This window comes from Nakamurella alba, assembly GCF_009707545.1.
In the GTDB taxonomy this organism is placed as follows: domain Bacteria; phylum Actinomycetota; class Actinomycetes; order Mycobacteriales; family Nakamurellaceae; genus Nakamurella; species Nakamurella alba.
The window spans coordinates 1,626,272-1,641,535 of the sequence record NZ_WLYK01000001.1 but is presented as its reverse complement, the minus strand read 5'-3'; the positions used below and the strand labels follow the sequence as shown (position 1 = coordinate 1,641,535).

The window sequence follows — 15,264 nt, the reverse complement described above, 5'->3', positions numbered from 1 at the left end:
CGCTTTCGGTTCGGTACTGCAGAGTGTCGGTCCTGCAGGGAATCAGAAGGTGGGTGTCAGATGCCGGACTGCTCGAGCTCACGCTCGATGGTCTGCGCGGCCCGCTCGACCACGCTCGGCACGCCGATGCGCTGCAGCACCTCGCCGAAGAAGCCGCGCACCACCAGGCGCCGCGCGACGTCCTCCGGGATGCCACGGGACAGCAGGTAGAACAGCTGGTCGTCGTCGAAACGGCCGGTGGCGCTGGCGTGCCCGGCGCCGGCGATCTCCCCGGTCTCGATCTCCAGGTTCGGCACCGAGTCGGCCCGCGCGCCGTCCGTGAGGATCAGGTTGCGGTTCATCTCGTAGGTGTCGGTGCCCTCGGCGGTGGCCCGGATCAGCACGTCGCCGACCCAGACCGTGTGCGCGCCGTTGCCCTGCAGCGCACCCTTGTAGAGCACGTTGGACTTGCAGTGCGTCGCGTCGTGGTCGACGAAGAGCCGCTGCTCGAGATGCTGTCCGGCGTCGGCGAAGTAGAGACCGAGCAGTTCGGCGTCACCGCCGGGGGCGGTGTAGTCGACCGCGACGGTGCTGCGCACCAGGTCGCCGCCGAAGGCCAGCAGCGCGTGCTTGACCACCGCGTCCCGGCCGACGCTCAGGTGGTGCGCGGCCAGGTGCACCGAGCCGCCCTCGCCCGCGGCGCCGCCGCCGGTCGCGTCGCCCCACTCGTCGATGCCGACCACGGTCAGCCGGGCACCGTCGCCGACCACGATCTCCACGTTCTCCACCAGCGTCGCCGAGCCCTCGTAGGCGACGACGACCGAGGCGGAGGCGAAACGGCCGGCCCGGATCAGCAGGTGGGCCGGGATCGCGGTGTCCGTCCCGGTGCCGGTGAAGGTGACCGAGATCGGGTCCTCCACCACGGCGTCCGCCGGGATGTCGACGAGGAACACGCTGTCCGCGGCGTCGAACGCACGGGCCGACGGGCGGTCGGTCGGCAGGTAGCCGGACGAGCCCTTGAGCTCCGCGGCCTCCGCGCCGGACACCGACCGCGCCGAGACGCCCTGCGGCGCATCGACGGTCACGGTGAAGGTGTCGCCGGTCAGCGGGGCGTCGTCGTGCACGCCGCGCAGCCGGCGCAGCGGGGTGAAGCGCCACAGCTCCTCGCGGCCGCCGGGGACCGGGTGGTCGGCGAGATCGGTCGATCCCTGCGGGTGCAGGAACGCCGGGACGGCGGCGACCGTGCGGCCGCCGACGTGGGTGTGCTCGGCGATCCCGGTCTCCGGGGTCGCGCTCAGGGTGTCGGTGGCCACGGTCAGCCCACCGCTCCTTCCATCTGCAGTTCGATCAGGCGGTTCAGCTCGAGGGCGTACTCCATGGGCAGCTCGCGCGCGATCGGCTCGACGAAGCCGCGCACGATCATCGCCATCGCCTCGTCCTCGGTGAGTCCACGGCTCATCAGGTAGAAGAGCTGCTCCTCGGAGACCTTGGAGACGGTGGCCTCATGGCCCATCGCGACGTCGTCCTCGCGGACGTCGACGTAGGGGTAGGTGTCCGACCGGGAGACGGTGTCCACCAACAGGGCGTCGCACTTGACCGTCGACTTGCTGTGGTGCGCACCGGGGTTCACCCGGACCAGGCCGCGGTACGAGGTACGGCCGCCGCCACGGGAGACCGACTTGCTGATGATCGTCGACGACGTGTGCGGCGCCAGGTGCAGCATCTTCGCGCCGGTGTCCTGGTGCTGGCCCTCGCCGGCGAACGCGATCGACATGACCTCGCCCTTGGCGTGCTCACCGGTCATCCAGACCGACGGGTACTTCATGGTCACCTTGGAGCCGATGTTGCCGTCAACCCACTCCATGGTCGCGCCCGCCTCGGCCTTGGCCCGCTTGGTGACCAGGTTGTAGACGTTGTTCGACCAGTTCTGGATGGTGGTGTACCGGCAGCGGCCACCCTTGCGCACGATGATCTCGACGACCGCGGAGTGCAGCGAGTCGGACTTGTAGATCGGCGCGGTGCAGCCCTCGACGTAGTGCACGTAGGCGTCCTCGTCGACGATGATCAGCGTCCGCTCGAACTGGCCCATGTTCTCGGTGTTGATCCGGAAGTAGGCCTGCAGCGGGATGTCGACGTGCACGCCCTTGGGGACGTAGACGAACGAGCCGCCGGACCAGACCGCGGTGTTCAGCGCGGAGAACTTGTTGTCGCCGGACGGGATGACTGAGCCGAAGTACTCCTCGAAGATCTCCGGGTGCTCACGGAGGCCGGAGTCGGTGTCCAGGAAGATGACACCCTGGTCCTCGAGGTCCTTCTGGATGGAGTGGTACACCACCTCGGACTCGTACTGCGCGGCGACACCCGAGACCAGGCGCTGCTTCTCGGCCTCGGGGATGCCGAGACGGTCGTAGGTGTTCTTGATGTCGTCGGGCAGCTCCTCCCAGGAGGCCGCCTGCTTCTCGCCGGACCGGACGAAGTACTTGATGTTGTCGAAGTCGATGCCCGACAGGTCGCCGCCCCAGCTCGGCATCGGCTGGCGCTCGAAGAGCTTCAGCGCCTTGAGACGCCGCTCGAGCATCCATTCCGGCTCGCTCTTCTTGGCGGAGATGTCCCGCACCACGTCCTCGTTCAGACCCCGCCGCGCGGAGGCGCCGGCGACATCGGCGTCGGCCCACCCGAAGGCGTACCGACCCAACGTGTCGATCGTCTCGGCCTGGGTCATGGCCGGTGCAGCGCTGTCGGACACAGCGGTATCGAGGCGTTCCGGAGCAGTCGTCACGACGTGGTCCTTCCCTGTTCAGTCGGGGCCGATGCGGCGGTCGGCCGTGCGGTGCGCGCGTGTGGTGCCCCCGCGGCAGGGGAAGCACCGTCGGTACCGCCGGAACCGGCGCGCACGGTCAGACCGGCGGCCCCGACGGGGATGAAGGTGGTGCAGAACGAGTCACCACGGGCGATCGTGGCGAGCCGTTGCGCGTAACTGCCCAACGCCTCCGACAGCACGGCGAATTCCGCCTCGCAGAGCTGCGGGAAACGACCGGCGACGGTGGCCACCGGGCAGTGGTGCTGGCAGAGCTGCTCCCCCACGCCGACCCGCTCGACGCTGGCAGCGAAACCGCCGGCGGTGAGCGCCCGGGACAGGATCTCGACCCGCTCGTGCAGGTCCTCGGTGGCGGCCAGGTCCGCCAGGTACGGCTCGACCAGAGCCTCGGCCCGGCGGCGGGCGAAGGCCTCGACCGCTTCCGGACCTGCGGACTCGGCGAGGAACTCCAGCGCCTGCACCGCGATGTCGTCGTAGGAGTGCGGCAACCGGGACCGGCCGGTCTCGGTGAGCAGGTAGGCCTTGGCCGGACGACCGCGACCCCGCGGTCCGGCGGCGTGCGCCTCCCGGGTGATCACCGCCCCCTCGGCCAGCAGCTGGTCCAGGTGTCGGCGGATGCCGGCCGCCGAGATGCCCAGCCGGGTGGCGAGGGTTCCGGCGGTGGCCGGGCCTTCCGCGAGCAGCGCCTCGACGACTGCCTCGCGGGTCTTCAGCTCGGCGTGTTCTGCCTGGTCACGACCCTTGTCCGGGTGCACCGACGGCACCGCGGGGACACCCTCACGGGTGCGGGTCGCCGTTTTCACAACACCAGTGTGACCTTTTTCCGGGCGATCTTCAAAGCACCGGCCGGGCACTGTACGTTGCGCACGTCACTCAGGCAAGCCTTACCTCGTCACAGCTTCCGGAGCATCACACCGTCATGAGCGCGTGACCTGCGACTCGCCCATTGACGCGCGGCTGCGGCACCGCAGGGTGCCCTGGCCTCGCGATCGCGGGGGCCGGATCCGACCGGACCATAGAATCCGGTGGTGAGCTCGACCGGCGCGGCGAAGGGCACTGCCCCCGGCCCGATCGTGCCCGCCGACACCCCGGCCGCAGCCGACACGTTCCACGCCGACGACCCGCCCGCCCGACCGGCCGCGGAGCCCGGGCACCACGTGCCGGCGTCGGCGCCGCTGGACGTGGCGGACCGGCGCCGGCTCGGGCGCCTGCGCCGCTGGGGCACTGTCGGCGCCCTGCTGATGGCGGTCGGCTCGACCTCGTCCTACGGTGCGGCCACCCCGATCCCCAACCCGCTCGACGGGCTGCGGGTGATCGGCCTGCTGTCCCGGCTCGGTCCGGCCGCGCTCGCCTGCTCCTACGCCGGCATCGGGCTGCTGGTGCTCTGCTGGTTCCTCATCGGCCGGCTCTCCCGACCCGGTCGGGAACGGCGACTGTCCCGGACCCAGCTCACCCACACCCTCGCGATGTGGTCGGTCCCGCTGCTGATCACCCCGCCGATCTTCTCCCGGGACAGCTACAGCTATCTCGCCGTCGGCCAGATGATGGCCAACGGCCTCGACCCCTACGCCCAGGGCCCGTACGACGCCCTCGGCGACGGGGATCCGCTGGCCCACCAGGTCGACGCCCGGTGGCAGCACACGACCAGCCCCTACGGTCCGGCCTTCCTGCTGATCGCCCGCGGTGTGGTCGCGATCACCGGCGACTCGGTAGTGGCCGGGGTGCTGGTGCAGCGACTGGTCGAACTGCTCGGGGTGGCGATGATCGTCTGGGCGCTCCCCCGGCTGGCCCGTCGCTGCGGGATCGACCCGGTGGCCGCCCTCTGGCTCGGGGCCCTCAACCCGGTCCTGCTCTTCCATCTGGTCGCCGGTGCGCACAACGAGGCGCTGATGCTCGGCTTCATGCTGGCCGGCCTGGTGGTCGCGCTCGGGCGCACGGCCGACGGACCGCAGGATCCGCCCTGGCTGCACGAGCGGCCGTGGCTGCGGGTCGTCGCCGGCAGCGCACTGATCACCGTGGGCGTCGGAGTGAAGGCGACCGCCGCGATGGCGCTGGCGTTCCTGGTGGTCGCGCTGGCCCGGCGCGCCGGTGGTCGCTGGGCGGATCTGTGGCGTTGGGCACTCGTGGTGGGCGCGACGACCCTGGCCGTCTTCGCCGTGCTGACGCTCTGGGCCGGGGTCGGACTCGGCTGGATCAGCGCGTTGAACACCCCGGGATCGGTCCGCAGCTTCCTGTCGGTGTCCACCACGCTCGGCGCCGGGGCGGGGCAGATCGGGCTGCTGCTGGGGCTCGGCGACCACAGCTCCGCGGCCATCGACGTCATGCAGCCGGTCGGGACCGCGCTGGGCGCGCTGCTCGCCCTGGTGGTGCTCTGGCGGTGCTGGCGGCCCGGCCGCAGCGGCCGGATCCTCGAGCCGATCCAGGGTCTGGGCCTGGCACTCGGCGCGTTCGTGCTGCTCGGGCCGGTGATCCAGCCCTGGTACCTGCTGTGGGCGGCGCTGCCGCTGGCGGCCTCGACCGGGCTGTCCGGGTACCGGCGGGCGACCATCTGGCTGACCACCGTGTTCGCGGTGATCATCATGCCGAACGGGGCCACCATCCCGGTGTTCACGATCTTCCAGGCGGTGGCGGTCGGCGCCGTGGTCGTCGGCGGTGTGCTGCTGCTGCTGCGCCGCGGCGACGGGTTGCCCGCCGGCGCCCCGGCCTCGCCGCTCGCCCGGTTCCGCCGGCCGCCCCGGCGGTCGGTGGCCGGAGAGGCCGCCGCGAGTCCTTACTCTGATGCCTCGTGAGTGCGGTGCGGAGCGAGTACCCGGCGGCGGAGGACCCCGCGACCGGCCCGGCCATCGAGGTCGACGGGCTGGTCCGGCGCTACGGCGATCTCACCGCCGTGGACGGCCTGTCCTTCACCCTGCCCCGCGGGCAGATGCTGGCCCTGCTCGGACCGAACGGCGCCGGCAAGACCACCACCGTGGAGATCTGCGAGGGGTTCGCCCGGCCCGACGCCGGCACCGTCCGGGTGCTCGGACTCGATCCCTGGAAGCAGGCCGCACAGCTGCGGCCGCGGATCGGGGTGATGTTGCAGGCCGGCGGGGCGCACGGCTCGGCGCGCACCGGCGAGATGCTCGACCTGGTCGCCGCATCCTCCCGGGATCCGCTCGACACCCGTTGGCTGCTGGATGTTCTCGGTCTCACCGACGCCACCCGCACGCCGGTCCGCCGGCTGTCCGGCGGCCAGGTGCAACGGCTGGGTCTGGCGATGGCGCTGGTGGGCCGGCCGGAGCTGCTGTTCCTGGACGAGCCGACCGCCGGCATGGATCCGCAGGCGCGTCATCTGGTCTGGGACCTGCTGCGCAGCGCCCGGGCCGACGGCGTGGGCATCCTGTTGACCACGCACCTGCTGGACGAAGCGGAGCTGCTCGCCGACCGGATCGTCATCGTCGATCACGGCCGGGTGGTCGCCTCGGGCACCACCGAGGAGCTGACCGCCGGGCAGGAACGCACGCTCCGCTTCGGCGCTCCGACCGCGCTGGACCTGGCGCCGCTGCGTACCGCGCTGCCGGACGGGTTCGTGGTCAGCGAGCCGCGGCCGGGCCGCTATCTGGTGGAGGGCGACATCACCCCGGCCACCATGGCCACCGTCACCTCGTTCTGCGCTCGGATGGGCGTGATGCCGACCGGGCTGGACGCGGGTGAGCGCCGGCTCGAGGACGTCTACCTGGAACTGACCGGAAGGGCCCTGCGCGGATGACCGCACCTGTCCCCGGAGCGACGTTCGCACCGGGCACCTTCCTGCCGCGCCCGGAGCCCGCGCCTGCCGGCCGGGCGGTCCTCGCCGCGGCCCGGTTCGAGCTCACCCTGCTGCTGCGCAACGGGGAGCAGTTGCTGCTCGCCGTGGTGATCCCGCTGGCGGTCCTGCTCGGTCTGACCCTCACCACGTTCGTCGACCTCGACGGCCGCCGCATCGATGTGGTCACGCCCGGTGTCCTGGTGCTCGCGGTGATGTCCACCGCCTTCACCTCGCAGGCGATCACAACGGGCTTCGACCGGCGCTACGGCGTGCTGAAGCGGCTGGCCGCGGCCGGTGTCGGCCGATTGCAGCTGGTCGGCGCCAAGTGTCTGGCCACCCTCGGTGTTCTGGTGCTGCAGATGATCCTGCTCGGCGGCGTCGCGCTGGCGCTGGGCTGGCAGCCGCACGGCAACGCCGCGTGGGCGGTGCTGCTGGTCGTGCTCGGTGCGGCCGCGTTCGTCGCGCTGGCCCTGCTGGTCGGCGGCACCCTGCGGGCCGAGGCGGTGCTGGCGCTGGCGAACCTGGTCTGGCTGGTGCTGATCGGGCTGGGCGGGGTGGTGATCCCGCTCTCGGACGCCCCGTCGGCGCTCCGCACGATCGGTGAGCTGACCCCGACCGGCGCCCTCACCACCGGGCTGCGCGCCGTGCTCACCGACGGCACCGGGCCGGGTCTGCTGCCGCCCGTGGTGCTGCTCGCATGGGTCCTGATCGGCACCGTCGGGACAGTACGGTGGTTCCGATGGCACTGACCGAAACGTCCCCCTCCGCCACCGGCGCGGCCGCCGCCGGCAGCCCGTGGTTCCGCAGCCCGACCCTGCTCAAGGTGTTCGCCTGGGCAGCGGTGATCTCCAACGGCGGGATCGCGGTGACCGGCGCGACCGTGCGGGTCACCGGATCCGGCCTCGGCTGCGAGACCTGGCCGGAGTGCCAGCCGGGCACGCTGATCCCGGAGGCCCGCACCGGGCTGGAGGGCATTCACCAGGCGATCGAGTTCGGCAACCGGACGCTGACCGGTGTGGTGCTGATCGCCTCGCTCGGCACCTTCCTGTTCGCCTGGTTGGCGCGCCCGCGGCGCAGCTCCGTGGTCCGGCTCGCCCTCGCCGGTCCGCTCGGCGTGCTGTTCCAGGCGGTCTGGGGCGGTGTGGTGGTGCGGACCGAGCTGACCTGGTGGACCGTCGCCCCGCACATGCTCGTCTCGCTGGTGTTGCTGTTCTTCGCCATCGCGGTGGTGGTGCGGCTGGGCGAGCCGGACGCCCCGGCCCGGCCGGTGGTACCGAAACCCCTGGTGGTGCTGGCCCGGGTGACCGTGGTGGTGTTGGGCGCGCTCTGCGTGGCGGGCACCCTGGTCACCGCGGCCGGACCGCACGGCGGGGACGCCGAGACCCCGCGACTCGAGTTGCCGGTGCGCACGCTCGCCCAGATCCACGCCGATCTGATGTTCACCTACATCGGCCTGCTGGTCGCGCTGACCGTCGGCTTCCTCGCGGTGAAGGCCCCGCGGAAGCTGATCCGCCGGTCCTGGATCCTGGTCGGCGTGACCGCCGGCCAGGGCCTCATCGGCCTGGTGCAGTACGCGACCGGAGTCCCGGAGGCGCTGGTCGTGGCGCACGTGGCCGGCGCGGTGTTGCTGGTCGGCGCGGCGGCGGCGATGCTGTTCGCCACCCGGGAGCGGCCCGCGGTCGCTGTCGGCGCGCCGGTCTAGCCCCGGCTGCCCCGCTTCCTGACGCGGATCCGGCTGTCGGACCCCGGGCCTAGATTGGTCGACGTGAGCGCACTCGTCCTCGGAGCACATGTCGACCAGCTGGACCCGGTGGCCGAGGCGGCCGCCCGCGGCGCCGGCCTCTCCCAGTTCTTCCTCGGTGACCCCCAGGGCTACAAGGGACCGGAGCTGGCCTACGAGGCCGGGCCGGAGGCACTGAAGCAGGCGGCGGCGGACGCCGGGATCCGGCTCTACGTGCACGCGCCGTATGTGATCAACGTGGCCACCTCGAACAACCGGATCCGCATCCCGAGCCGGAAGCTGTTGCAGCAGCACATGAACGCGGCCGCGGAGATCGGCGCGGCCGGGCTCATCGTGCACGGCGGCCACGTGCTGGCCAAGGACGACCCGTCCCTCGGGATCGACAACTGGCGCAAGTGCATCGACGGCCTGGAGATGCCGATCCCGCTGCTCATCGAGAACACCGCCGGCGGCGACCGGGCGATGGCCCGGCACCTGGACCGGATCGCCGAGTTGTGGGACGCGATCGGCACCGCGAAGGGCGGCGACACCGTCGGCTTCTGCCTGGACACCTGCCACGCCCACGCCGGTGGTGAGGAGCTGGCCGGCATCGTCGACCGGGTCAAGGCCATCACCGGCCGGATCGACCTGGTGCATGCCAACGACTCCCGCGACGAGTTCGACTCCGGCGCCGACCGCCACGCCAACCTGGGCGACGGCTTCGCGGACGCCGACGCATTGGCCGCCGCCGTCGCCGCCGCGCAGGCCCCGGTGGTCGTCGAGACCCCGGGCGGCGTGGAAGGTCAGAAGGCCGACATCGACTGGCTCAGGGAGCGCCTGTAGGACCGGCCGCCAGTTCCCCGTCGGCGCCGAGCGTGCCGATCCAGAGCTGCAGCCGCTGCGGCACCGCCTCGGACGGCTTGCGGTCCAGCGGTGATTCCCACTCCACGTAGTCGACCACCACATCGGGGTCTCCCGCCGGCTGCGTCCAGACGGCGATGGAGGGATCCGAGACGACCACGGTGACCGGGCCGCCGGTCCACTCACCGGCGATGACAGCGAGCGCGCGGGGATCCGCGGTGTCCACCGCCAGCGCCCGGAGGCCGCACGCCTGCTGGTAGGCGGGTAGCAGCGTGCCCACCGCCGGGGCCGGGCCGGCCTGCACCAGCAACCCGCCGTCGGCGGCGGCGCACACCTTCCGGACGGCGGCCGCGACGCCGGTGCCCTCCCGGACGGGGAACAGCCCCTGCCAGGACCAGGCCGCGTCGACGAGCGTGACCGCGACGGCGACCGCCGTGATGGTGGTCCGGACCCATCGCGTCGACACGCGGCGCGTCACCGCCCTCACCAGGAACCACGCGGCGATCAGCAGTGCCGGGGTGAGGACGGGGAGCAGCCGCCGGTAGGCCCAGATCTGGTCCGGAGTGATGGAGACCCGGTTGAGGTACACCACCGCCACCACCGCGGGCACCGTCCAGCAGGCCAGCAGCGCCGCGTCGGGCCGGCGCAACCCGCGCCGCAGCAACAGCACCGCGCCGGCCAGCCCCAGCAGCAGTACCGGCCATCCGAAGTACCAGGCCATCCAGTTCAGCGTCTGCTCGTCGTAGCTGCGGGTGCCGTCGATCTCCAGCCCGGCGATCTCCTGGCGCGCCGCGACCGCCTGGACGTAGCCGTCGGTCATCCCGTGGCCGGCCCACCACCACGGCCGGCTCAGCAGCACGAGCACAGCCAGGCCCGCCACTGCCGGTAGCCATCGGACGGTCCGCCGACCGACCCGGGCGACCCACCGCGCCACGGGCGGCCGGGTCCCGGCCAGCCCGAGGACGACCGCCACCGGCAGCAGTGCCAGCAGCGGGTCCAGCTGATCAGCCAGGTCGTCCAGGTACGCCGGGCTGTGCAGCCGGAGCTCGGCCCAGCCGAGCCCGCCGGTCAACGCCGCGCCGGCCGCCCCGGCGGCGACGAGCCGCCCGACGCGGGTGCCGCCCCGCAGTGTCAGGACCATGCCGGCGACGCCCAACGCGACCATGGCCGCCACCGTGGTGAGTGCCCCGTCGATGCGGGCGATCATCGCCGCTCCGGCGAAGGCGCCGGCAACCCCGACGAGCCACGGGTCCGCGAGGCGGATCCCGTGGTGGAGAGCAACGAGCAGAGCTGCGGCGAGCGCCAGCGAGACGGGTTCGGTGTACGGGGTCCTTGCGAACTCTGCCAGCGGCATCGTGACCGCGAGCGCGACCACCGGTCCGAGTCCCCACCACGGACCGAGGAACAGCCGGCCGGCCGCATAGGTGCCGATCAGTGCGAAGCCGCCGAGCACGGTCGTCCCCGACACCACCGCGGCCGGGCCGCCGACCCAGCCACCGACGGCCAGCAGACCGGGCAGCAGCCCGGTGCCCTGGACGAAGTTGACCTCGTCCGGCGTGCGGCCGGCGTAGTTGAAGTCGACGACCAGCCCCGGCACCCGCCGGATCAGGTCGACCAGCCCGGGGTCGACGGAGACCACCCGGGTCGGATGATCGACGAGGTGGAGCGCGGACAGCAGGTACTGGCTCGGATCACGCCCCACGCCGATGGCCTCGCCGGTGAACTGCCACTGCACGACCACCCAGACCACGGCGATGCCGACCGCCACCGCCGCACCGGCGGCGGTCCCGGTGGTGCTCGGTGAGATCTGTGGGGAGATCCAGCGATGCCGGAGCCGGACCAGCGGCACCGACAGCAGGACCGCGAGGGGGACGACCACCGCCGGCCGGAACGTCCCGGTCAGCAGTGCCAGGCACACCGCGACCGAGGTCCCCAACAGCACCAGCAGGAGATGCTCCGGCAGCGCCACGGCGACCCGCGACCACCGGCCTGCCATGACCGGTCGCTCGTCGGGATCGTGCGGTCGAGCATCGGAGCGAGGGACGAGTGAGAAGCGCAGAACGCGGGATCCCTTCACAGACGAGCGATCCGCGGCCCCCGGGCCGCAATGTTCAGTGAGACCGCCCACCGGCCATCTTGAGGCGGTCGGCGGGTGACAGGGTGATCCGGGCGGTGAGCTCGCGGGACCAGTCCTCGACCTCGACCCCGGCCTGCTCGCAGAGGTCGGCGGCTGCGGCCTCGTTCGGCACCACGGCATCGGTGAAGAGGCCGTCGGCGGCGACCACGACGACGCGGGCGCCGGACCGGCCGAGGTACTGCACCACGCCGACACCCGGAGCGCCGTGGGCCTGCACGAACTCCCGGAATCGGGCCACCAGCGGCGCCGGGTCGTAGTGCTCCCAGAAGTCCTTCTTGGTGCCGGTCACCACGGCATCGGCCGGGTCGGCCGCCGGGTCGGTTCCGGACTCGCTCACCAGGGCCACCCCACGACGTTCAGTCCGATCGCGGCGTCGACGGCCCACGCCACCGAGATCACGGTCAGGTACAGGTTGGACAGATGGAACAGGGTCATCGGCTGCGCCGGCACACCCTTGAGCACCCGGAAGTGCAGGATGTGCGCGGTGGCCAGGAACAGCAGCCCGGCCGGCGCGGCGACGGCGGCGTAGATCCACGACGACGCCGGGACCAGCAGCAGCGAGCAGGCCACCATCGCCCAGGAGTAGACGACGATCTGCCGGACCACGACCCGCTCGGTCGCGACGACCGGGAGCATCGGGACGCCGGCCGCGGCGTAGTCCTCGCGGTAGCGCATCGCCAGCGCCCACGTGTGCGGCGGCGTCCAGAAGAAGATGACGCCGAAGAAGACCCAGGCCGGCCAACCGATGCCGCCGGTGATCGCGGACCACCCGATGATCACCGGCATGCAGCCGGCCAGGCCGCCCCAGACGATGTTCTGGCTGGTACGGCGCTTGAGCCACATCGAGTAGACGAAGACGTAGAACAGGATCGCCACGACGGCCAGCACCGCGGCCTGCCAGGTGGTGGTCCACGCCAGGAACGCGGCCGACAGGATGCCGAGCACGATGCCGAAGACCAGCGCGTTGCGGGTGGGCACCGCGTGCCGGGCCAGCGGCCGGGTCCGGGTGCGCCGCATGACGGCGTCGATGTCGGCGTCGACCACGCAGTTGAGCGCGTTGGCCGATCCGGCCGCGAGGGTGCCGCCGACCAGGGTGGCGACGACCAGCCCGAAGCCGGGGATGCCGCGCTCGGCGGCGAACATCGCCGGGATGGTGGTGATGAGCAGCAGCTCGATGATCCGCGGCTTGGTCAGCGCGACATAAGCCAGCAGGGTGCTGGTGACCTTGCTCCGACGGCCGCCGACCAGGATCCCCGGATCGAGCGTCCCCCGGTCAGCGACGGGTGTGGACACCGAGCGGGCGTCCGGTCCCGGGGCCGGTACTGACAAGGCACTTCCTCCAAGCTGCTCCCGCACCGGCCGCGGCGGCTGTCGGTGCCTGCCCATCCTAGGGTCCGCACACCTGACCGGCCCACACAGGGCGACACGGACCCGCCGGGTGCGCACCGCGACCTTCGACACGGTCCGGCCGGTCCGCGCCGAAGGCAGGACACCACGCCGGAGGACCGTTCGTACAAGGACGTCGACGCGCCCGGGCAACGCCGAACAGAGTGAAACATGGGGCAACACAGGCGAACACGACGCCAACCGCTCCCGAACCCCGGACGAACGACTCCGGCGGCCGGACATCGAGGGCGATCCGGACATGAAGCCCTCGTCGCGTGGGACTAGGGTTGCTGGCGACCGCCAGGTGTGGGTACCGACACCTGACGAACGACCGCGGCCTGTGCGGCCGCCCTGGCCGAGGAGGCATTCCACCTGTGACAGCAGCCGACATCACCGCGCTCACCACCGCGCACCACCCGGACGACTGGTCCGACCTGGACACCCGCGCCGTCGACACCGTCCGCGTCCTGGCGGCGGACGCCGTGCAGAAGGTCGGCAACGGTCACCCGGGCACGGCGATGAGCCTGGCCCCGCTCGCCTACACACTGTTCCAGCGGGTCATGAAGTCCGACCCGGTCGACGACACCTGGCCGGGCCGCGACCGGTTCGTGCTGTCCGCCGGACACTCCAGCCTCACCCTGTACATCCAGCTCTACCTCGGCGGCTTCGGCCTGGAACTGGCCGACCTCGAGGCGCTGCGCACCTGGGGCTCGCTGACCCCCGGTCACCCGGAGCACCTGCACACCAAGGGTGTCGAGATCACCACCGGCCCGCTGGGCCAGGGCCTGTCCTCCGCCGTCGGCATGTCGATGGCCTCCCGACGCGAACGCGGGCTGTTCGACCCGTCCGCCGCCCCCGGTGAGAGCCCGTTCGACCACTTCGTCTACGTCATCGCCTCCGACGGTGACATCGAGGAGGGCATCACCTCCGAGGCGTCCTCGATCGCCGGCCGCCAGCAGCTCGGCAACCTGATCGTCTTCTACGACCACAACCAGATCTCGATCGAGGACGACACCAACATCGCCCTCTCCGAGGACGTCGCCGCCCGCTACGAGGCGTACGGCTGGCACGTGCAGAAGGTCGAGGGCGGCGAGAACGTCACCGGCCTGCTCGAGGCGATCGAGGCGGCCAAGGCCGTCACCGACAAGCCGTCGTTCATCCAGGTGCACACCATCATCGGCTTCCCCGCGCCGAACAAGATGAACACCGGCAAGATCCACGGCTCGGCGCTCGGCGCCGACGAGGTCGCCGCCACCAAGAAGATCCTGGGCTTCGACCCGGAGAAGTCCTTCGAGGTCGACGACACCGTCCTCAAGCACACCCGCGGCCTGCAGGACCGTGGCGCCGCCTGGCACGCCGACTGGCAGACGAAGTTCGACGCCTGGGCTGCCGCCAACCCGGAGAACAAGGCGCTCTGGGACCGGCTGAAGAAGCGCGACCTGCCCGAGGGCTGGACCGACGCACTGCCGAGCTGGGACGTGGATCCCAAGGGTGTCGCCACCCGCGCCGCCTCCGGAGCGGTGCTGTCCGCCCTGGCTCCGGTGCTGCCGGAGCTGTGGGGCGGCTCGGCCGACCTGGCCGAGTCGAACAACACCACGATGAAGGGTGCCGACTCGTTCGGCCCGACCGACGCCGCGACCGCCGAGTGGAATGCCAACCCCTACGGCCGGACGCTGCACTTCGGCATCCGCGAGCACGCGATGGGTGCCATCCTCACCGGCATCGCGCTGCACGGCCCGACCCGGCCCTACGGCGGCACCTTCCTCACCTTCTCCGACTACATGCGCGGCGCCGTGCGTCTCGCGGCCGTCATGGGCGCCCCGGCGGTCTACGTCTGGACCCACGACTCCATCGGCCTCGGCGAGGACGGCCCGACCCACCAGCCGGTCGAGCATCTCGCCGCGCTGCGCGCCATCCCGGGTCTGTCCGTGCTGCGTCCGGCGGACGCCAACGAGACGGCGTTCGGCTGGCAGGCCGTGCTGGAGAAGCAGAACACCTGGAAGTCCGGCCCGGTCGGTATCTGCCTGACCCGGCAGGCCGTCCCGGTCCTCGCCGGCACCAACGCCGAGGGCGTGGCCAAGGGCGCGTACGTGCTCGAGGAGGCCGAGGGCGACCTGCAGGTGATCCTGATGGCCAGCGGCTCCGAGGTGCAGATCGCCGTCGAGGCACGCGCCGCGCTGCAGGCCGAGGGCATCGGCACCCGCGTGGTCTCGGTCCCCTGCCTGGACTGGTTCGAGGCGCAGGACGCCGCCTACATCGAGTCGGTGCTGCCGAAGGCGGTCACCGCCCGGGTGTCGATCGAGGCCGCGATCGCGCAGCCCTGGTGGCGCTGGCTCGGCTCGGCCGGCCGGCCGATCTCGCTCGAGCACTACGGCGCCTCGGCCGACTTCAAGAAGCTGTACGAGGAGTTCGGCATCACCACCGATGCCACCGTCGCCGCGGCCAAGGAGTCCCTGGCGGCGGCCGCCCCGGCCACCGGTCCGACCGCGGAGCCCGCGAAGCCGACCGACCAGCCGCCGGTCGCCGACCTCTCCTGACCGCGCGCCCCACCACGAAGCACCGCACCGCACCGTCAC

At 72.0% G+C, this 15,264-nt stretch carries 12 protein-coding genes; 6 read left to right on the top strand and 6 right to left on the bottom strand.

The features are described from left to right. Positions 1–56: 56 nt before the first annotated feature. Genes sufD through GIS00_RS07405 form a run of 3 tightly spaced genes read right to left on the bottom strand, consistent with a single transcriptional unit; the run spans position 57 to position 3,600 of the window. A complete protein-coding gene (gene sufD, locus GIS00_RS07415) occupies positions 57–1,298 on the bottom strand; it encodes a Fe-S cluster assembly protein SufD (RefSeq protein ID WP_154767551.1) in 1,242 nt (413 codons plus the stop codon). Continuing rightward, the gene (gene sufB / locus GIS00_RS07410) at positions 1,295–2,701 is read right to left on the bottom strand and encodes a Fe-S cluster assembly protein SufB (protein ID WP_154768009.1); all 1,407 of its coding nucleotides are present in this window, start codon (positions 2,699–2,701) and stop codon (positions 1,295–1,297) included. Before sufB ends, sufD begins: the two co-directional genes overlap by 4 nt. Positions 2,702–2,754: 53 nt before the next feature. After that, positions 2,755–3,600, bottom strand: a complete 846-nt coding sequence (locus GIS00_RS07405) for a helix-turn-helix transcriptional regulator (protein ID WP_322097649.1) — start codon at positions 3,598–3,600, stop codon at positions 2,755–2,757. Positions 3,601–3,825: 225 nt separating this feature from the next. Here GIS00_RS07405 and mptB point away from each other — a divergent pair, with 225 nt between their 5' ends. The 5 genes from mptB (at position 3,826) to GIS00_RS07380 (ending at position 9,147) form a co-directional block, all read left to right on the top strand. Continuing rightward, the gene (gene mptB, locus GIS00_RS07400) at positions 3,826–5,586 is read left to right on the top strand and encodes a polyprenol phosphomannose-dependent alpha 1,6 mannosyltransferase MptB (protein WP_154767550.1); all 1,761 of its coding nucleotides are present in this window, start codon (positions 3,826–3,828) and stop codon (positions 5,584–5,586) included. Next, on the top strand, positions 5,583–6,545 hold the full coding sequence (locus GIS00_RS07395) for an ABC transporter ATP-binding protein (protein WP_322097648.1): 963 nt from the start codon (positions 5,583–5,585) through the stop codon (positions 6,543–6,545). The genes mptB and GIS00_RS07395 overlap by 4 nt, the downstream gene beginning before the upstream one ends. Beyond that, positions 6,542–7,333 (top strand): ABC transporter permease, encoded by a 792-nt coding sequence (locus GIS00_RS07390; protein ID WP_154767549.1) that lies wholly within the window; start codon positions 6,542–6,544, stop codon positions 7,331–7,333. Before GIS00_RS07395 ends, GIS00_RS07390 begins: the two co-directional genes overlap by 4 nt. After that, the gene (locus GIS00_RS07385) at positions 7,324–8,286 is read left to right on the top strand and encodes a COX15/CtaA family protein (RefSeq protein WP_196073154.1); all 963 of its coding nucleotides are present in this window, start codon (positions 7,324–7,326) and stop codon (positions 8,284–8,286) included. Before GIS00_RS07390 ends, GIS00_RS07385 begins: the two co-directional genes overlap by 10 nt. Before the next feature lie 63 nt (positions 8,287–8,349). Further along, positions 8,350–9,147, top strand: coding sequence for a deoxyribonuclease IV (locus GIS00_RS07380; RefSeq protein ID WP_322097647.1), 798 nt, complete (start codon positions 8,350–8,352; stop codon positions 9,145–9,147). On the opposite strand, the gene GIS00_RS07375 is transcribed toward GIS00_RS07380, so the two are convergent. The 3 genes from GIS00_RS07375 to GIS00_RS07365 all read right to left on the bottom strand — a co-directional run bounded on the left by GIS00_RS07375 (position 9,131) and on the right by GIS00_RS07365 (position 12,553). Then, positions 9,131–11,161 carry a hypothetical protein gene (locus tag GIS00_RS07375; protein ID WP_154767546.1) on the bottom strand — a complete coding sequence of 677 codons (2,031 nt, stop codon included), beginning with the start codon at positions 11,159–11,161 and terminating at the stop codon, positions 9,131–9,133. The genes GIS00_RS07380 and GIS00_RS07375 overlap by 17 nt on opposite strands. 115 nt (positions 11,162–11,276) lie before the next feature. Further along, a complete protein-coding gene (locus tag GIS00_RS07370) occupies positions 11,277–11,639 on the bottom strand; it encodes a hypothetical protein (RefSeq protein ID WP_154767545.1) in 363 nt (120 codons plus the stop codon). Beyond that, complete coding sequence (locus GIS00_RS07365; protein ID WP_407666799.1) at positions 11,636–12,553, bottom strand: heme o synthase; 918 nt, start codon at positions 12,551–12,553, stop codon at positions 11,636–11,638. The genes GIS00_RS07370 and GIS00_RS07365 overlap by 4 nt, the downstream gene beginning before the upstream one ends. Before the next feature lie 509 nt (positions 12,554–13,062). Here GIS00_RS07365 and tkt point away from each other — a divergent pair. Then, positions 13,063–15,225, top strand: coding sequence for a transketolase (gene tkt, locus GIS00_RS07360; protein WP_322097645.1), 2,163 nt, complete (start codon positions 13,063–13,065; stop codon positions 15,223–15,225). The last annotated feature ends 39 nt before the right edge of the window (positions 15,226–15,264 follow it).

What these genes read in the sequence shown, in the direction of transcription:
- sufB (WP_154768009.1), bottom strand. Translation starts at nt 2,701, where the DNA reads ATGACCCAGGCCGAGACGATCGACACGTTGGGTCGGTACGCCTTCGGG.
- GIS00_RS07375 (WP_154767546.1), bottom strand. Translation starts at nt 11,161, where the DNA reads ATGGCAGGCCGGTGGTCGCGGGTCGCCGTGGCGCTGCCGGAGCATCTC.
- GIS00_RS07390 (WP_154767549.1), top strand. Translation starts at nt 6,542, where the DNA reads ATGACCGCACCTGTCCCCGGAGCGACGTTCGCACCGGGCACCTTCCTG.
- GIS00_RS07385 (WP_196073154.1), top strand. Translation starts at nt 7,324, where the DNA reads ATGGCACTGACCGAAACGTCCCCCTCCGCCACCGGCGCGGCCGCCGCC.